Consider the following 20,863-nt stretch of genomic DNA (forward strand, 5'->3'; position numbering starts at 1 on the left):
TGTTCTCTATGATTTTTAAGCCAAGCATCCAAAGAGCTTTTGGATATATTGAGTTCTTTGGCTACATCTTTCAGAGACCGGTCTCCTCTATTATTAGCCAATTTAATTGCATTCATTTTAAATTCATCTGAAAATTTTGGGTTAGCCATTTTTCTAAATCTCTTATTATTTAATGATAGTGTACTATAAAATTATTAACAACTATCCTAATTCATAGGGCTTGCTTTATTTTGTTGTCAAATCGAGATTATTTGGCTATCAATAGATTTTGATGTTTTTATATAGAGTCTCCTTTGCTTTATTTTAAGATAAAATTCTACTTTTAGCTCTAGTTATTTTTAGGCAGTATTACAGGAGCGGTGATCTGTTTTTATGAGTATTGCCATGAAAATATATGTAAAGTTACTTTGACGTAATATAAGAATTAATTAATGTTTTCATTATCTTCTTTGATATGATAACCTAAATAATTAATTGACTAATAGATGATTTTGATAGGATTTTATGAAAAAAATAATTGTATTTGTCGGAATATGTCTCAGTAGTTTGATTTTTTTTTCTTCAAGTTCCTGGGCTAATTTCTTTTCCAACCAAAATAGTACGGATAAGATTTTGTCTGTCGATGAAGCATTTATTTTTGATTTCACTCAAAATAATGAAACACTTATATTAAATTGGCTTATAAAGCCTGGTCATTATTTATATCAAAATAAATTTAGTTTGAACGCAAAAAATAGTGAAGTAGGTAAGTTGATATTACCAACAGGCTTATCTCATACGGATGAATTTTTTGGTGATGTGATTATTTATAGAGACTCACTTTCTGTTAAGGTGCCTATCAATGCGACTTCACAAAATCCTATGTTACAAGTTACATTCCAAGGTTGTGCTGATAGAGGTATTTGTTATCCTCCTAAAACTATTGATGTGCCGTTAAAATATATAAAAACAAATGAGTTAAAAGCTCCTTTCCAAGCTAATGAAACTGAGGTCATTGAGTTGGCATCAGGTATATCCCCCCCTAAGCAACAAATTAGTGAATTGACCAAAACATCATTTGGAGAAGTTTCCACTTATCAAGAACCACTTACCGCGGTAAATTCTTTGAGTGCATCTCAAGGGATTTCACCGTGGTGGGCTTTCTTATTCGGCTTAGGTGTTGCCTTTACTCCATGTGTCTTACCTATGTATCCACTGCTTATTGGACTTATTTCAGGCAGACAAAAAGAGATGAACCGTTTTAAAATGGGCATGCTAGTTCTTACTTATATTCAAGGTATGGCCCTTAGTTACACTGTTTTAGGTATTCTCATCGCATTAGTTGGATTAAAATTTCAATCAGCATTACAAAACCCTATTTTTTTAATCACCATAGCTGTACTCTTTATTTTTTTGGCTGGGAGTATGTTTGGGTTTTACTCAATTCAAATGCCAAGCCGGGTACAAACTCAATTAGTGCATTGGAGTAATAGGCAAAAAAGTGGTTCTTATGTTGGTGTATTTTTCATGGGAGCAATTGCAGGGCTTCTATGTTCCCCCTGTACTACAGCGCCACTCTCTGCTATTTTACCTTTCATCGCTGAAAGTAAAAATATCCTTAAAGGTGGATTTACTCTGTATATGTATGCTTTAGGCATGGGGATTCCCTTGCTGGCTTTTGCTCTGTTTGGTTATAGATTAATGCCCAAAGCCGGTCCTTGGATGCAATATGTTAAAGAAGGCTTGGGTTTTGTTATTTTAGCACTGCCACTTTTTTTAATTGAGCGTTTGATAACTATTCAGCTCAGTGAGCTACTGTGGTCTCTGCTATTAAGTGCATTTTTTGCTTGGGCTTTATTAATTGCCCTCAAAGGCAGTAGTGGAAAGTCTAGAATAGCGCAAATTGTCTTAGTTATGGCCTTACTTATTGCAAGTCTGCCGATGCAACAAGGTGTTTGGCAAATGATAAACGAGAAAACAGGATTTTATTTTGTTTTTCAGAATCAACAAGAAGAAAGGAAAAGTATTGAATTTACTGACGTGTCATCATTAACAGAATTAAAAAATATGTTGCTGCAAAGTAAAAAAAATCAAACGAAAGTCTTGATTGATTATTATGCCGATTGGTGTACTGCCTGCCGCCAATTTGAAAAATATACATTTACTGATAAAAGGGTTCAGGCACTATTAAAAGATACATTACTTATTCGAATTGATGTAACTAAGAACAGTAATACATCTTCTGAGTTTTTAGAATACTTTGATGTGCTCGGATTACCTGCGTTGTTGTTAATTGATGAATCTGGTAAAGAAGTTGAAAGAGTCAATGGATTCATGGATAGCGAGCAGTTTATTATGACAATGTCTCCCTATTTTATGGTGGCGAAATAAACGTCCTTCGGTTCTGATATCCAGTTTTAGCCGCATTCAGTTAACTTGAATTTTACCTGCTGTACGAAGTGAATTTAAGACCCTGTATTTTATATCTAAACGTATTATTTTATTTTTCATTATTAGCTTATTTTTTAAATTTATTTTATCAAGAGGATTTCCATGAAGTTTTCCAAAAACACTTTACGATTGCTTGGTCTTTCATTATTAGGTTTAACAAGCCACTATACTTTTGCCACAGATTACCCTGAGGCCATTCAGCATTGGCAAAAAGAAGGGGTGAGTATTGTCTCTCAATTTGATGCACCGAATGGCATGCAGGGATATACAGGTATGTACGAGGGAGTCGGAATCACTCTTTATTTATTGCCGGATAAACAGCATGTTCTATGGGGAGAGCTCTATGATAAAGAAGGTAAAGATCTTTCTGCAGTTGCTTTAGAAAAAGCCATTTATGCTCCTATGGCTGCTAAATTATGGGAAAGAATGGAGTCCAGCCAGTGGATACAGGATGGCGATAAAAATGCAAAACAAATTATTTATGTCTTTATGGATCCAAACTGTCCATATTGTAATGAATTCTGGCAAGCAGCTCGTCCTTTTGTTGATAGTGGTAAAGTTCAGTTAAGACATATAATGGTGGGTATTTTAGCAGACGACAGCTCCGCTAAAGCGGCTGCTATTTTAACTGCTAAATCACCCGCTGAAATGCTGAAGAATTATGAGGCGTCGAGAGAAAAAACAGTACTAGACATACCTGAAAAAATCGATGCGAAAACCTTAAGTACCTTGGAATCGCATTTACAAATTATGGATGCTCTAGGGGCAAGTGCAACGCCTGCAATCTACTATCTTAATAAAGAAGGGCGTTTACAGCAACAATTAGGCATGCCTGATGAGAAACAGATGAAAGTGATTATGGGTGAGTGAGCGTTTTAATAGGTACTCTTGTGTTTCTGTATGTATATTTAATGGAAGTCGAATGATAGCTACACCAGTAAATGGAAGTAAGTTCAGTTTAGGTGCTGTTAGTAGCTGATAAAAAATAGATTAATTTGACTCTTTTGCCAAAAATCTCTCTTATTTGAAAAACTGTGTTAAAAAACAAGAATAGAAATGAAAAAGGTGCTGAAAGTAGCACCTTTTTCATTTCATCTGTAGCCTTAGATTAGCAATCAGAACTATTTTGCATTAGCAAAACGTGCAGCCGCTTCATCCCAATTGACTACATCCCAAAAAGCTTTGATGTAGTCAGGACGACGGTTTTGGAATTTAAGGTAGTATGCATGTTCCCATACATCTAAACCGATAATTGGGTATCCAGAACACCCTGCAACTGCTTCACCCATTAAAGGGCTGTCTTGATTAGCCGTTGAAACAACAGCTAATTTGCCATTTTGTACCACTAACCATGCCCAACCTGAACCAAAGCGAGTTGCGGCAGCTTGTTCGAATTTTTCTTTAAACGCATCAACAGAACCAAAATCACGCTCAATAGCTGTTTTAAGATCGCCACTTAAAGTTGTACCAAGTTTCAACCCTTTCCAAAATAAGCTATGGTTAGCATGGCCACCAGCATTATTACGCAGTACTTGACGTTTTTCCGCAGGTACTTTATCAAGTTGTGCGATTAAATCTTCAGCACTTAATTGCGCTAAATCAGTTAATTCAGCTAAAGCATTATTTGCATTATTTACATAAGCCTGATGATGCTTGCTATGGTGAATTTCCATAGTTGCTTTATCGAAGTGTGGTTCAAGTGCATCGTATGCATAAGGTAGTTCCGGTAAAGAATAGCTCATGATCTTCTCCATTATTGTTGTTAAGGTTAAGGAAATACTTATTTTAGTTAAACAAGTATTTGCATATTGATGATACCTAAAATTGAGATGAATTACTCGTTTAATTTGATAAATTTTGTCTCAATTGTAAAACTGAGGGAAAAGCCACCTATTTTATTTCATTTTCTAGATGTTGGGCGAACGCTTGCAATTCATTTTCAAGATCAGGTGCTTTTATAACATCATGAAATGAAAAGCTTTTCAATGGTGTTAACCCTAAAAATTGATTAGCTTTATGAAAAGGAAAATATACAGCATCTAATCCTTTACCTTCAAAAAATTCTTGCGGATCAGTAAAAGCATTTTTAGGGGCATTCCAAGTGGCGCTTATCATATATTTTTTAGTCTGTAGTAACCCCCCTGTACCATAATGTTTAGTAGGATCTTTTCTTGTTCTTCCATCATTTGCATACAATTTTTCATAGCCCGCGGTAAACACTTCATCCATGTACTTTTTTAATGACCAAGGTGTACCCATCCACCAAGCAGGTTGTTGGTAAATAATCACGTCAGACCATAGATAGTTGTCTATTTCGTTCTCAATATCATACCCTTCACTGATATGTGTCATTTTGACCTTATGTCCCAGTGCTTCTAATGTCTCTTTTGCAAATTCACTGATATGACGATTTAATTCTCCTTTAGAGTGTCCAAAATCTTTTCCTGCATTGATAATAAAAATATTACTCATTTGAATTCCTTAATTGTCTAAAAATAGGGTGAAAAATAATTAGTATACTAATGACGGTATCCTAAAATGCTTTTTTAGCAGTTGACTTATATTGTATCTAATGAATTGATAATAAAAAATAGAGTAATAAGAAAAAGATTTTTGCAAAATTGATCTGAATTAACTGTTAAATTACTTACTGTGATACTATAGTTAGCATAACTAATATTTTTATCAAACGTCAGTGAATGCGGAAGTCTAATTATGACGAAATCCCTCACAGATAATTTAAAGTTTATTTAGCTTGTATTAGACGTATAAATGAGTGTTTTTTCCTTTATTCATTGGATGGGAGTATGGAATTATTAAAAGCCAATACAGATGATTATATGATTCTACTTGCCGTACATGATTTTAATGGATTCTCGGCTGCTGCTAAACATCTGAATTATCCTGTGTCTAGAATTACGCGATCTATAGCAAGCTTAGAAAAGAACTACGGCGTATCATTATTTACTAGAACTACTAGAAAAATGACACCAACCAACGAATGTCATTTTTTTGTTGAAAGAATTAGACCCCATATTGAAGAACTCATCAAAGCTGAACATTCGTTGATGAGATTGAATCAAACGCCACAAGGTGTGCTTAGAGTCGATGCGGTCAATTCATTTATATTGCATCAGTTACTGCCGATTGTCGACATTTTCCAAGAAAAATACCCTGCAATTCAACTTGCGCTGATAAGCAACGATAATATTATTGATTTAATCGAACAGAAAACTGATATTGCTATCAGGATTGGTCCCTTGCAGGATTCTAACTTGCATGCCACTTTTTTAGGTAAAAGTACTCTAAAAATTGTGGCTTCTCCCACTTATTTGGCTACTTCTGGAACTCCTTTTACTGTAGCTGAACTTTTAACACATCGTTTTATAGGCTTTAGCCAGCCTTCGAAATTTAATCAATGGCCATTATCGATTAAATATATCGAAAGGCTCACACCAGATCAAAGAGATTTATTGGGAGGGCATTTTATAAAAATTTCACCTATAATTAGCGCAAGTAGTGGGGAAACCATTCTAGGGTTGTGCTTGAAAGGCCATGGAATAGCTTTATTATCTAATTTTACAGTGAAATCATTTATTGAATCAGGACAACTCATTGAAATTATGCCTGGATTAATCAGTTCAGATCATCCAAGGAATTTAGTCAATGCAGTGTATTATAAAAATCAGTCTTTGTCGGCCAAATTTACCGTTTTTATTGATTTTTTAAAAGAACACCTTACACTTTAGGGTGTAAAGAAGGAATGATTTATGCAACCACTTAGGCGTCTAGCTCAGTTTTATGTTGATTTATTAGTTAAATTAGGAATATGGAAGTTTTCTATGCTCCTTGCACTGGCTATTATTGTTTTTGCAATGGTCATTCAAATGAGCGTAACTTGGGTATTTGAAGGACGAGTTGAAGCGATAGATCTTATCCGATCTGTTTTTTTTGGAATTGTTGTTACACCATGGGCAGTTTATTTTTTATCTGTCGTGGTTGATCAAATTGAAGAATCTAGAAGGCAGCTTACAGATCTCGTTGATGAACTTGAGGCTATCCATCAAAGAGAGGCAAAGCAAAATCAGCAGTTGAGTCATAATATTAAACAATTAAATCAAGAAATAACGGATAGGATAAAAGCAGAACAAGCAAGATTGCAGTTAGTCGAAACACTTAAAGAGGAGGTGATGCAAAGAAAACGTTACCAAGACGCTCTTGAACAAGCCAGCCGAGATAAAACAACGTTTATTTCGACGATAAGTCATGAATTGAGAACGCCTTTAAATGGAATTATTGGTTTAAGTCGAATTTTGGCTGATAGTCCTTTAAGTGCCCAGCAACAAAATTATTTAAATACTATCCAGCTAAGTGCAATAACCTTAAGCCACATATTCAATGACATAATTGAAGTCGATAAATTAGAACGTGGTAAACAAAAGTTGGATATTAAACCAATTGACTTTATTCGCTTTCTTGCCGATATAGAAAATATATCTACTTTGCTTATTCAACAAAAGGGCCTAGAGTTTAATTTTAGACCACTTTTTGAAGAAAGGGGACAAAATATTCCCTTATCCATAGCCACTGATGAGACTCGAGTAAGGCAAATACTGTGGAATTTAATCAGTAATGCAGTCAAATTCACCGATACAGGCGTCGTTGAAATGCGAGTCTTTTTTCATCCAGATGCGCAAGATAAACTCGTTTTTGAGGTGGAAGATTCCGGAACGGGTATTCCCTTAGAAGAGCAAGAATCGATTTTTGAAATGTACTATCAAGTAAATGATAAATATGGTGGGAAACCTGCGACCGGTACAGGCATAGGTCTTGCCGTCTCAAGAACTTTAGCTAGAAAACTAGGGGGGGATTTAACCGTCAGAAGTGAATATCATCATGGTTCATGCTTCTGTCTAACTATTGATGCACCAATCACTACGCTTCTTGATAGCAATGAAGTGCAAATTGACAAATTTGAAGGATTACATGTTCTTTTAGTCGAAGACATTGAATTAAATATTATTGTCGCTACCTCAGTTCTTGAAAAGTTAGGTTGCCATATTACGATAGCAAGGACAGGTAAAGAAGCGCTTGTAGAACTGACAACAAATAAGTTTGATTTAGCACTTTTAGATATTCAGCTACCTGATATGACAGGTTTAGATATTGCTAGACAATATAAAGAGATAGTTAACACTTCATCACCTAGGTTAATTGCATTGACTGCGAATGTTTTAGAAGATTATTCTGCTTATCATAAGGTTGGTATTGAAGGGGTGTTGAATAAACCTTTGTCTATTCCTGCATTAGTCCAAGTATTATCTGGTAACCATCCTTTTAGTATGAATCACCAACAAGTCTTCTCTAAAGATATAAATGGACGGGATACGCACTGTACACAGCAAATTTTGGATGAAACTGTCTTAAATGACTATATACAAATGATTGGAGAAGGGGCGTTGTCTTCTAACCTATCTGTTCTGGAAGGTATAATGATAGAATATTTGACTGAACTGAATGACGCTATAATTCGGGAAGATATAAAACAGATTAAGTCACTTGGGCATAAAATTAAAGGGGCTTGTGCCTCTCTTGGATTAATTCGGTTGCAAGAGGTTGCTAAGTGTATTCAAAATTATGAAAGCCAAATTGACTTTTCTGTGTTAAAACGTTCTTTTGATACCTTAAATGAGTGTTGGAAAGAAGATGTCGAATTATTACATACCTGGATAAAAAATAACCCCCGTAGATAGAACTCTAATAACTGTCAATCTTGAGACGCGAATACGAGATAATAATTAATTTACTTATAAAAGAGCTAAGTATGAAGCAAAGCAATCGTCATAAAGGCATTCTCGCCTTAGTACAACAAAACAATTATGTTTCTACGGATGAATTAGTTGCGCATTTTAATGTCAGCGCTCAAACCATCAGAAGAGACTTAAATGAATTGGCTGAGCAAAACAAAATTTTACGTCATCATGGTGGAGCTGCTTTACCTTCAAGCTCAGTGAATTCCGCATATGTTGACAGAAAAGATATGTGGTCAAATGAAAAAGCGAAAATTGCTACTAGAGCAGCTAAGCTTATCCCTAATGGTTCTAGCTTATTCATTGATGTCGGCACTACTCCAGAAGCAGTAGCTTTAGCATTAACCCACCACTCAGAACTCAAAATAGTGACTAATAATATTAATGTCGCACATCTATTTAGCGGAAGGGAAGATATCCAGCTAATCATTGCAGGAGGAGAAGTGAGAACGCGAGATGGCGCTATTGTAGGTGAAGCAACTATTGAATTTATTAACCAATTTCACTTAGATTTTGGAGTACTTGGTATCAGTGGTATTGATAGCTCAGGCACACTACTGGAATTTGATCATCATGAAGCAAGAACCAAAAAAGCCATCATAGAAAATTCAAGACAGACGATTTTAGTCTCAGATCATTCTAAATTTGGTCGCCCTGCCATTGCAAAAGTAGGTGATGCGAAGCAGATCAATTATATTGTTACAAATCAGTTTCCGGATGAGGAATACATTCAGATGTTTAAAACTAAGGATGTAGAGCTTATCGTTTGCTAGACAAGAATGTATCAATAAGACTTCCTTGTTTTTTAACTAATTACCTATATTGTTTTATTCTATTCTTACTGATGCGTTATTGTGATAATGCATAGTTATTTTCTATGAATGTTTGAGAGCGTTAACATCCAGAACTTGTCAAGAGATGAATTTAAACAAACCCATCTCTTGAAGTGAATTAAAACGAGAAGTTAAACATCCATAATGGCTTTTTGCGCGAACTCTTTTTCACAGTAGTGGCAGCGGAAAAATAGTCCAACAGGTCTTGGTAAAACAGCGAAATTAGATTCAACAGGTTCATTATGGCTGATGCAGTTACTGTTGGGACAAACTAAAACAGATTCTATGTTGGAGGGCAAGCTAACTACAAATTTTTTTACTACTTCATAGTTTTCAATTTGATTAATTGTTGCTTTAGGTGCATACATGGCCAGCTGATTTGCTTGTTCATCGGTTAGAAAAGTATTTTCAATTTTGATCAAATCTTTTCTTCCCATTTCTCTTGATGGAAGATTCAAACCCACTGTCACACGCTCTACTGTTTCGGTTAATTTGAAAAGATGTAGTAACCTAAAACCAATATGGGCTGGGATATGATCAATAACCGTACCATGGCAAATGGCTTCTACGTGAAGTTTGTGATCTAAACTTTTATTTGAAGGCATATTTTTTCCTTATAAATTATTTGATTTTTCCTTTTCTTCTCATGGCAGCATTAATTAGGCCACAAAGAAGTTGTGACTTTTGCAAACCAAGTGATTTGCTAAGTTATTGTATCTGTATGTGCATTTCATTCGTTTATGAATTCTTGTCATAGGTCAATAGATTACAGTTTTGCTGATTGGTTTTCATTCAATACAAGTGTTAGTAATGCTTGCCTTGCGAATATTCCATTACCAGCTTGTTGAAAATAGTAAGCATATGGAGTCGTATCCACATCAGTTGCTATTTCATCTATTCTGGGTAGTGGGTGTAATACTTTTAGATTATCCTTCACATCTTTTAAATCCTGGCTTTTTAATATAAATTGCGCTTTGGCATTCGCATATTCCGTTGGGTCTAGACGTTCTTTTTGAACTCTTGTCATGTATAAGATATCTACTGCATGGATAACTTCCTCAATAGATGAATGACTATAGTAACTTATCTGTTTTTCATCTAACATAGCTAAAATATGAGGTGGCATACTGAGAGTCGTTGGCGATATAAAATGAAAAGTATTATTTGGAAATTTAGCCAGTGCTTGTGTTAATGAGTGCACGGTTCTGCCATATTTAAGATCACCCACCATGGCTATGTGAAGATTTTCTAATCGGCCTTGGGTTTCTTGAATAGTAAAGAGATCTAAAAGGGTCTGAGTTGGATGTTGATTTGCACCATCTCCTGCGTTAAATACAGGTACACCATGAGAAAATTGGGCTGCTAACCGTGCTGCACCTTCTTGAGGATGCCTTATTACGATAGCATCTACATAGGTACTTAGCACTGAAATGGTATCGGCAAGACTTTCTCCTTTTTTACCCAACGAAGTGTTACTTCCATCGGCAAAGCCAACAATATCTGCACCTAAGCGTTGTATTGCTGTTTCAAATGATAATCTTGTTCTAGTTGAAGCTTCAAAAAAACAGCTGGCTATCACTTTGCCTTCTAACACATTTTGTATATTATTTTTTTTCAGATAAGCAGCCCTTGCAAGAACGATCATCAATTCGTCCTGACTCAGGTCATTAATTGAAATAATATTTTTTTTATAAAGTGATTGTGCCATTGTGACTCCTCATGAAACAGGTGAATTAAAGATGCTGGTGACATCTGGTTAAAAATTAAGGTCAAAAAAAAGCCCCTTTTAAAAGGGGCTTTAATCAAATAAATAAAAAACACAAACAAAACGTTCAAAGAGATTTTCTAATAATAAGAATAATCTATGTTTTGTAGTTATGCACTTATATAAAAATAAATGTATTAGGGAGCGTATTTGCATGATTAATACTATATATTTATTAGGTTTAGTTACATAGACATATAAAAGATAAACTAATTATATGCCAACTTATAGGACATATTTTCAAAGTGCGAAATTGCACACAAACGGTCAAGATTATACTTTGCATTTTGAAATGTGCAATGTTTTTTTATGAATTGATAAATAAAATATTGCCCTTTATTAGATAAGGGCAGCACAATAAGCGAAACCTGCTTCGTAAGTTTTAACTCAGGTATTTATAGTAAGGGGAATAAATTATGTAATACACTTATAAAATATAATTCTAGCCCTATTGTCACTAATGATCGTAAAGTTACATGTTAAGGAAAAAAATTCCTTGATAGTTTTTGATGAATAAGTCGGTATTAAAGTCTTCATAGGAAAACTCTAATAACGTAGTTTCAAAATTATTATTAACAAAGGAAATGTAGACGGTAAATTGCACCAAAAGGTTTTAGCTGCTATATCTAATTTCCTTAGTCACTAAAAAATCATCATATTTAAAAACAAGCAAAAACCTGCTAGCCTGATATCTTGATTAGTTTTCATGGTATACTACAAACAGACAATAACAACAATTTATTGGTCTTGACGATTCGTGTAAAGGATTTTTCCTAGCGAAACAGATGCACTAATTTTAAAAGAAGTGCAGTGAGAATATACTACTTTAAACGATCACTGTTTCTTTTAACTTAGCTAATGTGACCAAGAGACTAAATTATCTAAGCTGAGTTGGATGCGTTTTCGCAATCTTTCCATAGTTTATTTTAAAATGTACAACGTGTTTAAAAAGGAATCTTATATGTCAGCATCTCAACGAATTAAATCAGAATCTTTGTTTATTGATGCCCAAACTGTAATACCAGGTGGGGTTAACTCTCCTGTAAGAGCATTCAAAAGCGTAGGGGGAACACCTATATTTATCCGTAAAGCGGATGGTGCATATATCTATGACGTCGATGGTAAGGCTTATGTTGATTATGTTGGCTCATGGGGGCCGATGCTACTTGGGCATAACCACCCAAAAATAAAAGAAGCTGTAATTCAAGCTGTTCAAAACGGTTTAAGTTTTGGGGCCCCTACAGAAATTGAAATTACTGTTGCACATAAAATTACTGAGTTAATGCCTAATATTGAGCTGGTTAGAATGGTTAATTCAGGTACTGAAGCTACCATGAGTGCGATTCGTTTAGCCAGAGGGTATACAAATCGCGATAAAATTATTAAATTTGAAGGGTGTTATCATGGTCATGCTGACTGTTTATTAGTTAAAGCAGGTTCTGGCGCACTAACTTTTGGACAACCAAATTCTCCTGGAGTGCCCGCTGATTTTGCAAAGCACACTTTAACTTGTCAGTTTAATAATTTGAATTCCGTTCGAGATGCATTTTTGAATAACCCAACGGATATTGCTTGTGTGATTGTAGAACCCGTTGCTGGGAATATGAACTGTATTTTACCTAAAGTTGATTTTTTATCAGGACTAAGGGCTTTGTGTGATGAATTTGGCGCGCTTTTTATTATTGATGAAGTCATGACTGGGTTTAGGGTTGCACTTGGCGGTGCACAATCACATTATGATGTTGTTCCAGATTTAACTTGTCTAGGTAAAATTATTGGTGGCGGTATGCCAGTTGGCGCTTTTGGTGGTAAACGTGAAATCATGGAATATTTAGCTCCAAATGGACCAGTGTATCAGGCTGGTACTCTCTCTGGTAATCCAGTTGCTATGGCAGCCGGTCTTGCTTGCCTAGAAGAATTATCTCAAAATGGGATCTATCCAAGATTGAATGAATTGACCGAAAATTTGGCAAATGGATTAAGAACTGTGGCTGAGCAAGTAGGCATCCCTCTTGTGGTAAATCAAGTGGGTGGTATGTTTGGAATATTCTTCACAGAGGCAAAAGAGGTCAGTAGCTATCAAGATGCGGTGGGTTCAGATGCAGGGAAGTTTAAGCAATTTTTTCACCTTATGCTTGAAGAGGGTGTCTATTTAGCTCCTTCTGCTTTTGAAGCGGGTTTTATGTCTGTTGCTCATACTGATGAAAATATTCAACATACCATTGATGCGGCGAGACGAGCTTTTGAAAAAATGCTTTAGTTTACAAGAGAGGAATGTATGCAACTAAGTAGAATTCATGCTTTACTGTCGCAAGAGCTTATTTCATTAAACCTGTGGAAGAATTTTTCTTTAGTACAATTAAGTCAATTCATGAAAAAATATTGTGGCTTTTTTATTACCTACACTACTCATCGTATGCGAATATGGGTTGTTATATTTAGCGCCCTTTTGTTAACTGCTTGTGCGAGTAAAAAAGAATCACCTATGAGTAATGAACCTGTGGTGCGAGCTCTTTTTACCCAATTAAATGAATGGAAAGGAACACCGTATCGATATGGTGGAAATACGAAATCGGGCATTGATTGTTCCGCGTTTGTGCAAATTACGTATACGACCCTTTTTAATAAAAATTTACCCAGAAGTACTACCGAACAAGCACAATTAGGTACTAAGATCAAACCCAAAGAGCATAGACCTGGAGATCTAATTTTCTTTCGTACAGAAGGATCTAAACAAATTAACCATGTAGGTATTTATGCAGAAAATAATACCTTTATTCATGCATCTACTAGCAAAGGCGTTACGCGTTCAAGTTTAAATAATCCATATTGGCAAAAAAATTATGTCTACTCACGCCGAGTGACAAATCTAGCTTCATTTATGTAAATATTTAACTCACTTCATTTTGTTGAAGCTTTAGTTTTGATGTTAGTGTTTTTTCATGATCAAGTTTACTAAGTAGTATGAATAAACTCTGGATAAGGGACATCAAAACTTGGATGAAAAATTGGGAAAGACATTGAATTTTAAAGAAGAAGGATTTTTTTCATTTACCAATTCACCATAATGAATTAGGATAATTGGTAAATGAGCTAGTTCAAGTTAGTGCGCCCGCCAAATTAGCTTAATTCTCAGCGCATGGTAACAAACTCTTCTGCAGCTGTGGGATGGATAGCTACTGTATTATCAAAATCTCTTTTCGTTGCTCCCATCTTAATTGCGACCGCAAATCCTTGAAGCATTTCATCCATTCCATAACCAATACCATGTAAACCTATGATTTTTTCTTCATCTCCCAAACAAACGAGTTTCATCTTACAAGGTTGTCTATGTGCTGTAACAGCAGTATACATGGCAGTAAAAGAGGAGGTATAGGTTTTGATATTGTCTTTACCATGTTGATTAATTGCCTCTTCCTCGGTTAATCCTATTGTACCAATCGGAGGATGACTAAAAACGACAGTAGGAATAAGAGAATAATCTAAATGTTCATTTGGCTTGCCGTTGAATAAGCGTTCAGACAATCTTCTTCCAGCAGCGACTGCTACAGGAGTTAACTCAACAGCGCCTGTATTATCACCTACAGCATAAATATTGGGCACAGAGGTATTTTGGTATTTATCAACTTGGATATATCCTTTTGCATTCGTTTCAACACCAGCAAGATCTAAATGAATATTTGCAGTCATTGGTTCTCGGCCTATGGCCCAAATGAGTTGCTCTACAACAACATGATCACCATTCTGTGTTGTTACTTTAAGCATATCATCTTGCATTTTTTCTACTGAGACAATTTCAGTATGTGTATGTAACTGAGGCCCTTCTAACGTCATTATTTCTTTAAGGGTTTCAACTACAAGTGAATCAAAATGTCTTAATGGGGCATTGTGTCTTACAAAAAGATGTGTCTTCGTACCTAACGCATTTAATACCCCTGCAAGCTCTGTGGCAATATATCCAGCACCCACCACTGCAACACTTTTAGGTTGTTTAGTCAGCGCAAAAAAACCATCTGAATCTATGCCATATGTTGCACCTGGAATATCAGGAAAAATGGGTTTACCACCAGTAGCAATTAGTATGTGATCAGCGGTAATGATCTCACCATTGACTTCTACACTATTTTTTGAGTGAAATTTCGCAAAGCCTCTGATCACATCGACTTTATTTCTTGCCAATACATTGTCATAAGATTGATGAATTCTGCTGATATAAGCTTCTCTATTATCAATCAAAGTTTTCCAATTAAAGTTATTAAGGTTAACATCAAAACCATAATCATTGGCATAGAGTTTAAGTGCATCTGCGATTTGTGCAGCGTTCCACATGACTTTTTTAGGGACACATCCTACATTTACACAAGTACCACCTAGTGCTTTAGCTTCTATGATGGCACATTTTTTACCATAACTCGCTGCTCTATTAATTGAAGCGATACCTCCGCTGCCGCCACCTATGGCAATATAGTCATAATGCTTACTCATGTTTTCTCCTGATTCGTTTTCTGCTTATTAAAAGCTATTAATTAATTCTTTTGCATTAGCTAGGGTGTTATCGGTAATTTCGGTTCCCCCTAGTAGCCTTGCTAATTCATGTAATCTGCCCTGTTCATCTAATTGATGCATTTGCGTACTGGTCATCATCTCATTATTTGAGTTTTTTTCAACGTTTTTATTGACATAAAAATGTTGATGGGCAGCAGCTGCAACCTGAGGGAGGTGGGTTACACAAAGAACCTGTGTGGTTTTGCCTAATTGTTTCAGTAGTTTACCTACAATAGCTGCCGTAGGGCCACTAATACCTACATCTACCTCATCAAATATTAAAGAGGGCATTGCCATTTTTTGTGCAGTGATGACTTGAATAGCCAATGACATACGTGATAGTTCTCCTCCTGATGCAACTTTAGCTAATCCTTCTAATGGTTGGCCAGGGTTAGTGGAGACTTTGAACTCAATTTTATCTGCACCATAAGAAGATAGGTTTTCTTCATCAAATGAGACTTGAATCTGGAATTGCCCATGTGGCATTGCTAACTCATGCATACTTTGAGTAATTTTATTACTGAGATCAAGTGCAGCTTTAGTTCTAAACGAATGCAGCTCTTTTGCATTATTAAGGACTACTTGGTATTGTTGATCTATTTGTTTAATTAAAAATTCTTCATCTTCTTGATCGTTTTGAAAGGACTCAAATTCAGCCTTTAGGTCAGCATAATGTTGTGCTAAGGCTTCTGGGAGTACTTGATGCTTTCTTGATAGTTGCATATGTTTAGATAATCTTTTTTCTACATCATATAGGCGTTCAGGATCAAGTTCTAAGCTTTGAGCTTGTCGTCTTAGTTCTTCAGACGCTTCAGTTATTTGAATATCTGCATCTTCTAACATGGATAATATATTATTGATTTGGTTATCAAATTTAAGCATGGACTGTAATTGCTGTTTTGCCTTATTAATCAGAAGATGTATATTCACTGTATCATCGTCTTGCAGTAAATTCAGAGCTGCTTGACTTGTACTAAGTAGTTCTCCACTGTTTGATAATCTTTTATACTCTTCATCAAGTTCTTCGTATTCCCCTAAAGCAGGAGAAAATTCGTCTAATTCTTCTAGTTGATAAGAGAGTAATTCTACTCTAGCTTTTCTTTCTGTGGCTAATGTTTGTTGTTTTGCTAATTTTTTGCAGCTATCTTTCCAAGTTTTAAATGTATCTGACATCAACTGCATTAAAGGGGCATTATCAATATATGCATCTAGGAGATGGCGTTGATTTTCATTTTTAAGTAGTGTTTGATGTGCATGCTGCCCATGGATTTGAATTAATAACTCACCTAGTTCCTTTAACTGAGAAAGGGAAACAGGAGTGCCATTTATAAATCCTTTAGAACGACCCTCATCACTAATAACTCGTCTTAGAATACATTCAGTATTTTCATCTTCTTCCAAATCGTGTTCAATAAGCCATGAAAGTGCAGCAGGGTTATTTTTTAAAAGAAATCTTGCCGTAAGATCTGCTTTAGAAGCCCCCTTTCTCACCACGTTCCCTTCAATTCGATTACCCAAGCACAGGCCAAGAGCATCAATTGCAATTGATTTCCCAGCACCAGTTTCCCCGGTAATTGCAGTCATTCCTGATAATAAATCAATTTCGAGTTGTTCTACAATGGCAAAATTTTGTATGTTGAGTTGAATTAGCATAATGAATCCTTTGAGTACATGTAAATATATACAGTATAATAAAAGAGAAAACTTTTTGATGCAACAGGCTATCACATAGTTTCTGGAAAAATATTTTTAATATGTATTTTTGACTTGGAAAACTACCTTGTTTATCGTTGCAGATATTCTATTTGAGGTAATTTAGCCGCTAAAATTGATGAATTACGTAAAAAAAAGTTGAAGAAAATAGATATTGGAGTATAAATAGGTTGAATAACTTAAGGTCTATTTAATCATGGTCAGAGAGGTTAAAAATAATTAAAATGGACTCTACTCGATGAGCATGCTTTATAGAATATATATCAACACAATAAGTTTAAGGAATAGTTTTTAATTTGATTGGCAGTGAATTATTTAATAAAAACTCTCCTCGGATTGAACTTATATTCTATTGTTTTTCTCTTTTTATTGAGAAGTCATAAAACTTGACGCTCCTTAACAGCGTATAGCAAGTAAAATCGTGCCTTAGGGGGATTTATGTACAATTTTATCTATTTGGTTTTATATTAGCTTAAGTATTGTTTTTCACTATAGTAGGGGCAGATAGGATAATTTAAAATTTAATGCTACTTTTTTAGCGTTAATTTTAATTCAAATCGACTGAACTCAGAAATATTCATAATTCAAATTATAGTAAAATGGTCTAAAAAATGAAAATCATCATTCTAGGCGCAGGGCAAGTAGGTGGTACACTTGCAGAAATACTCGTCGGAGAAAAAAATGATGTTACAATTGTTGATAACGACAACGAAACATTAAAGCAACTCCAAGATAAGTTAGATTTAAGAACTGTTTTTGGTAGAGCTTCACATCCCAGTTCACTAAGAAATGCTGGTGCTGAAAATTGTGATATGATAATCGCAGTTACCAGTTCTGACGAGACAAACATGGTTGCTTGTCAAATAGCATCTGCTTTATTCAATACACCTAAAAAGATAGCACGCATTAGGGCAACTCAATACATTGATGAGGCCGAAACCCTCTTCAATCAAAATGCAATAGAAATCGATCACCTTATTTCTCCAGAAAAACTAGTTACTGATTATATTAATCGATTAGTAGAATATCCCGGGACATTACAAGTGGTTAACTTTGCCGAGGGAAAAGTCAGCATTGTTTCCGCGAAAGCATTATATGGTGGTTCACTTATTGGATACCCGCTTTCTGCTTTAAAAGAGCAAATACCGCATATTAATACACATATTGCAGCCATATTTCGGCATAATAGACCCATTAGACCCCAAGGCTCTACAATAATAGAAGCAGGTGACGAAATCTTTTTTGTCTGTGCGACTCAACATATAAAAGCTGTGATGAGTGTTTTTCAGAGACTTGAAAAACCGTATAGTAATATTATGATAGTGGGCGGTGGCAATATAGGCGCAGGACTTGCTGCACGTTTAGAGCAGCAGTATCGTGTTAAACTCATTGAAAAGGATATGGGCAGAGCAGAGCATCTTTCAGAAAAACTTGCTCGTACTACTGTTTTTTGTGGCGATGCTGCTGATCAGGAATTACTAAAAGAAGAAAATATCGAAGATGTAGATCTCTTCATTGCCCTAACTAATCGTGATGAAGACAATATTATGTCTTCTATGCTAGCGAAACGATTAGGTGCAAAAAGAACAATGGTACTTATCCAGCATAAAGCTTATTTCGAATTATTAGAAGACAGTGATATAGACGTAACTATTTCACCACAACAAACCACTATATCAGCACTACTCTGCCATGTAAGAAAAGCGGATATAGTCAGTGTTGCCTCTTTAAGAAGAGGTATTGCTGAGGCTATTGAAGTTGTTGTGCATGGGGAGAATTCTCATTCTCATATTGTAGGTAAGAGGATAGAACAAATTAAATTACCAACGGGAACAACGATTGGGGCCATTGCGAGAAATGAAGATATTATTGTGGCAAAAAATCAGACTGTGATAGAGCCTCACGATAGGGTTATTTTATTTCTTACTGACAAGCGAGTGGTTCCAGAAGTAGAGAGGTTGTTTCAATCAGACTAAATATGGAGTAATGACAGATTTAGAGATCTTAAAAATAGCATGATGTACACCTTTTTTAGTTACACTAAAATCTGGTGATCGTAGGTGCCTATTTTATAGATTAATTTTGTAATAGATAACTAACCAGTTTATTTTACCCTTCAATCATTAATGTTAAGAGAGGAAAGCATGACGTTAACTACAACATCATTAGGCAAAGATAAAATCAAATTTTTATTATTAGAAGGAGTTCACCAAAGTGCTGTAGAAGTACTGAAGTCCTCTGGGTATACAAACATTGAGTTTCATAAAGGTGCCTTAACAGATGATGCATTAAAAAATGCGATTGCAGATGCACACTTCATCGGAATTCGTTCTAGAACACAACTTAGCGAAGAAATTTTTAGTCATGCCAAAAAACTTATAGCCGTAGGATGTTTTTGTATTGGTACAAATCAAGTTGACTTAGCGGCAGCGAAAAAAAGAGGGATCCCAGTTTTTAATGCACCTTTTTCTAATACACGATCTGTAGCTGAAATGGTAGTGGGGGAAATTTTACTTTTATTAAGAGGAATACCTGCCGCTAATGCAAAAGCACATAAAGGACAATGGCATAAATTAGCAACGGGGTGTTTTGAAGCAAGAGGCAAAACATTAGGAATTGTAGGATATGGACATATAGGCACCCAATTAGGAATTCTTGCTGAGGGCATCGGTATGAATGTTAAATTTTATGATATCGAGCATAAGTTACCGTTAGGTAATGCTCAGCAAGTGGAAAGTTTAAATCAATTACTTTCTTCTTCAGATGCTATTTCTTTACATGTACCTGAAAATGATTCTACTAAAAATATGATTTCGACGAGTGAGTTCAATCAAATGAAACATGGAGCTATTTTTATTAATGCGTCAAGAGGTACAGTTGTAGATATTGATGCACTAGCTGTTGCAATGAAAAGCGAACATCTAAGTGGCGCTGCGATAGATGTATTTCCAGAGGAGCCTGCAACTAATAATGATCCGTTTATTTCACCTCTTTGTGAATTTGATAACGTAATACTTACCCCACATATAGGTGGTTCAACTGAGGAAGCTCAGGAAAATATAGGAATTGAAGTCGCCGGAAAATTAGCGAAGTATTCCGATAATGGTTCTACATTATCTGCAGTTAATTTTCCAGAGGTTTCATTACCTGGGCATAGCAGTAATGCAAGTAGATTGTTGCATATCCATGAAAATAGACCTGGGGTAATGACACAAATAAATCAGATATTTGCATCTAATAGTGTTAATGTTGCAGCACAATACTTACAAACGACACCTGAAATAGGATATGTTGTTGTGGATCTTAATACTGATAAAGAAACTGCAAATAAAGTTCTAGAAGCATTAAAAGGCATTGAAGGAACTATAAAAGCACGTTTATTGTACTAAAAAACAATAAAAAGTATTTTTTTTGTTCTGTTGTGAGTATTTAATAAAAAAATAGTTGCACAAGTTATAATTATCTCTATAATTCGCCGCCTAGCAGTTACGAACTCAAATATAACCGCTAGGCAATTAAATATAACTAAAGTGAAAATAAATTAAAAAAACACTTGACGTTAATTAAAAGGGTGAATATAATGTGCGCCCTGTCGTTAAGAAGATTACTTACGACAACCTAGTAGAAATACTAGATGCTCTTTAACAATTTATCAGACAATCTGTGTGGGCACTCGCAAGATATGACCAAAAGCAGACATTAAAAAGACGCTATACGCTTTTTGATGTCGGTGAAAAAATCAAGTCTTGAAGAGTGACTATATAGCT

The 20,863-nt window shown here is 35.3% G+C and carries 16 protein-coding genes; 9 read left to right on the plus strand and 7 right to left on the minus strand.

Features of this window, described 5'->3' with window-relative positions:
* Positions 1 to 149: transposase (locus tag ACFFIT_RS12565; protein ID WP_385878196.1), on the minus strand; the 149-nt coding region annotated here is incomplete at its 3' end.
* Positions 150 to 504: 355 nt separating this feature from the next.
* Here ACFFIT_RS12565 and ACFFIT_RS12570 point away from each other — a divergent pair.
* Both ACFFIT_RS12570 and dsbG read left to right on the plus strand, forming a co-directional pair.
* On the plus strand, positions 505 to 2,370 hold the full coding sequence (locus ACFFIT_RS12570; RefSeq protein WP_385878171.1) for a protein-disulfide reductase DsbD: 1,866 nt from the start codon (positions 505 to 507) through the stop codon (positions 2,368 to 2,370).
* A 162-nt stretch (positions 2,371 to 2,532) separates the two neighbouring features.
* Entirely contained in the window at positions 2,533 to 3,300 is a 768-nt protein-coding gene (gene dsbG, locus ACFFIT_RS12575) for a thiol:disulfide interchange protein DsbG (protein WP_385878173.1), read from the plus strand.
* Between the two features lie 251 nt (positions 3,301 to 3,551).
* Here the strand turns inward: dsbG and sodA are convergent, their stop codons facing one another.
* Together sodA and ACFFIT_RS12585 are read right to left on the minus strand one after the other, a co-directional pair.
* Positions 3,552 to 4,172, minus strand: a complete 621-nt coding sequence (gene sodA / locus ACFFIT_RS12580; RefSeq protein WP_385878175.1) for a superoxide dismutase [Mn] — start codon at positions 4,170 to 4,172, stop codon at positions 3,552 to 3,554.
* Positions 4,173 to 4,320: 148 nt separating this feature from the next.
* A complete protein-coding gene (locus ACFFIT_RS12585) occupies positions 4,321 to 4,902 on the minus strand; it encodes an NAD(P)H-dependent oxidoreductase (protein ID WP_385878176.1) in 582 nt (193 codons plus the stop codon).
* 335 nt (positions 4,903 to 5,237) lie between these two features.
* On the opposite strand from ACFFIT_RS12585, the gene ACFFIT_RS12590 reads away from it, so the two are divergent.
* The 3 genes from ACFFIT_RS12590 to ACFFIT_RS12600 all read left to right on the plus strand — a co-directional run bounded on the left by ACFFIT_RS12590 (position 5,238) and on the right by ACFFIT_RS12600 (position 9,013).
* Positions 5,238 to 6,179 carry a LysR substrate-binding domain-containing protein gene (locus ACFFIT_RS12590; protein ID WP_385878178.1) on the plus strand — a complete coding sequence of 314 codons (942 nt, stop codon included), beginning with the start codon at positions 5,238 to 5,240 and terminating at the stop codon, positions 6,177 to 6,179.
* 21 nt (positions 6,180 to 6,200) lie between these two features.
* A complete protein-coding gene (locus ACFFIT_RS12595) occupies positions 6,201 to 8,183 on the plus strand; it encodes an ATP-binding protein (RefSeq protein WP_385878180.1) in 1,983 nt (660 codons plus the stop codon).
* A gap of 71 nt (positions 8,184 to 8,254) precedes the next feature.
* Positions 8,255 to 9,013, plus strand: coding sequence for a DeoR/GlpR family transcriptional regulator (locus ACFFIT_RS12600; protein ID WP_385878181.1), 759 nt, complete (start codon positions 8,255 to 8,257; stop codon positions 9,011 to 9,013).
* A gap of 191 nt (positions 9,014 to 9,204) precedes the next feature.
* Here ACFFIT_RS12600 and pyrI read toward each other — a convergent pair whose 3' ends face one another.
* Positions 9,205 to 9,678, minus strand: a complete 474-nt coding sequence (gene pyrI, locus ACFFIT_RS12605; protein WP_385878183.1) for an aspartate carbamoyltransferase regulatory subunit — start codon at positions 9,676 to 9,678, stop codon at positions 9,205 to 9,207.
* A gap of 161 nt (positions 9,679 to 9,839) precedes the next feature.
* Positions 9,840 to 10,781 carry an aspartate carbamoyltransferase gene (gene pyrB, locus ACFFIT_RS12610; protein ID WP_385878184.1) on the minus strand — a complete coding sequence of 314 codons (942 nt, stop codon included), beginning with the start codon at positions 10,779 to 10,781 and terminating at the stop codon, positions 9,840 to 9,842.
* Between the two features lie 1,018 nt (positions 10,782 to 11,799).
* On the opposite strand from pyrB, the gene hemL reads away from it, so the two are divergent.
* The gene (hemL, locus tag ACFFIT_RS12615; RefSeq protein WP_385878186.1) at positions 11,800 to 13,098 is read left to right on the plus strand and encodes a glutamate-1-semialdehyde 2,1-aminomutase; all 1,299 of its coding nucleotides are present in this window, start codon (positions 11,800 to 11,802) and stop codon (positions 13,096 to 13,098) included.
* Between the two features lie 156 nt (positions 13,099 to 13,254).
* A complete protein-coding gene (locus tag ACFFIT_RS12620; RefSeq protein ID WP_385878198.1) occupies positions 13,255 to 13,725 on the plus strand; it encodes a C40 family peptidase in 471 nt (156 codons plus the stop codon).
* A 245-nt stretch (positions 13,726 to 13,970) separates the two neighbouring features.
* On the opposite strand, the gene gorA is transcribed toward ACFFIT_RS12620, so the two are convergent.
* Together gorA and recN are read right to left on the minus strand one after the other, a co-directional pair.
* On the minus strand, positions 13,971 to 15,323 hold the full coding sequence (gene gorA / locus ACFFIT_RS12625) for a glutathione-disulfide reductase (protein ID WP_385878188.1): 1,353 nt from the start codon (positions 15,321 to 15,323) through the stop codon (positions 13,971 to 13,973).
* 27 nt (positions 15,324 to 15,350) lie between these two features.
* Complete coding sequence (recN, locus tag ACFFIT_RS12630) at positions 15,351 to 17,036, minus strand: DNA repair protein RecN (RefSeq protein ID WP_385878190.1); 1,686 nt, start codon at positions 17,034 to 17,036, stop codon at positions 15,351 to 15,353.
* A 671-nt stretch (positions 17,037 to 17,707) separates the two neighbouring features.
* Here recN and trkA point away from each other — a divergent pair.
* Together trkA and serA are read left to right on the plus strand one after the other, a co-directional pair.
* Complete coding sequence (gene trkA, locus ACFFIT_RS12635) at positions 17,708 to 19,072, plus strand: Trk system potassium transporter TrkA (RefSeq protein ID WP_385878192.1); 1,365 nt, start codon at positions 17,708 to 17,710, stop codon at positions 19,070 to 19,072.
* Positions 19,073 to 19,240: 168 nt separating this feature from the next.
* A complete protein-coding gene (serA, locus tag ACFFIT_RS12640; RefSeq protein WP_385878194.1) occupies positions 19,241 to 20,485 on the plus strand; it encodes a phosphoglycerate dehydrogenase in 1,245 nt (414 codons plus the stop codon).
* The last annotated feature ends 378 nt before the right edge of the window (positions 20,486 to 20,863 follow it).

The sequence above is a fragment of the Thorsellia kenyensis genome (assembly GCF_042432445.1).
Lineage (GTDB): Bacteria > Pseudomonadota > Gammaproteobacteria > Enterobacterales > Thorselliaceae > Thorsellia > Thorsellia kenyensis.

What these genes read in the sequence shown, in the direction of transcription:
- sodA (WP_385878175.1), bottom strand. Translation starts at nt 4,172, where the DNA reads ATGAGCTATTCTTTACCGGAACTACCTTATGCATACGATGCACTTGAA.
- ACFFIT_RS12620 (WP_385878198.1), top strand. Translation starts at nt 13,255, where the DNA reads ATGCGAATATGGGTTGTTATATTTAGCGCCCTTTTGTTAACTGCTTGT.
- gorA (WP_385878188.1), bottom strand. Translation starts at nt 15,323, where the DNA reads ATGAGTAAGCATTATGACTATATTGCCATAGGTGGCGGCAGCGGAGGT.
- pyrI (WP_385878183.1), bottom strand. Translation starts at nt 9,678, where the DNA reads ATGCCTTCAAATAAAAGTTTAGATCACAAACTTCACGTAGAAGCCATT.
- serA (WP_385878194.1), top strand. Translation starts at nt 19,241, where the DNA reads ATGACGTTAACTACAACATCATTAGGCAAAGATAAAATCAAATTTTTA.
- ACFFIT_RS12585 (WP_385878176.1), bottom strand. Translation starts at nt 4,902, where the DNA reads ATGAGTAATATTTTTATTATCAATGCAGGAAAAGATTTTGGACACTCT.
- ACFFIT_RS12600 (WP_385878181.1), top strand. Translation starts at nt 8,255, where the DNA reads ATGAAGCAAAGCAATCGTCATAAAGGCATTCTCGCCTTAGTACAACAA.
- recN (WP_385878190.1), bottom strand. Translation starts at nt 17,036, where the DNA reads ATGCTAATTCAACTCAACATACAAAATTTTGCCATTGTAGAACAACTC.
- dsbG (WP_385878173.1), top strand. Translation starts at nt 2,533, where the DNA reads ATGAAGTTTTCCAAAAACACTTTACGATTGCTTGGTCTTTCATTATTA.
- hemL (WP_385878186.1), top strand. Translation starts at nt 11,800, where the DNA reads ATGTCAGCATCTCAACGAATTAAATCAGAATCTTTGTTTATTGATGCC.
- pyrB (WP_385878184.1), bottom strand. Translation starts at nt 10,781, where the DNA reads ATGGCACAATCACTTTATAAAAAAAATATTATTTCAATTAATGACCTG.
- ACFFIT_RS12595 (WP_385878180.1), top strand. Translation starts at nt 6,201, where the DNA reads ATGCAACCACTTAGGCGTCTAGCTCAGTTTTATGTTGATTTATTAGTT.
- ACFFIT_RS12590 (WP_385878178.1), top strand. Translation starts at nt 5,238, where the DNA reads ATGGAATTATTAAAAGCCAATACAGATGATTATATGATTCTACTTGCC.
- ACFFIT_RS12570 (WP_385878171.1), top strand. Translation starts at nt 505, where the DNA reads ATGAAAAAAATAATTGTATTTGTCGGAATATGTCTCAGTAGTTTGATT.
- trkA (WP_385878192.1), top strand. Translation starts at nt 17,708, where the DNA reads ATGAAAATCATCATTCTAGGCGCAGGGCAAGTAGGTGGTACACTTGCA.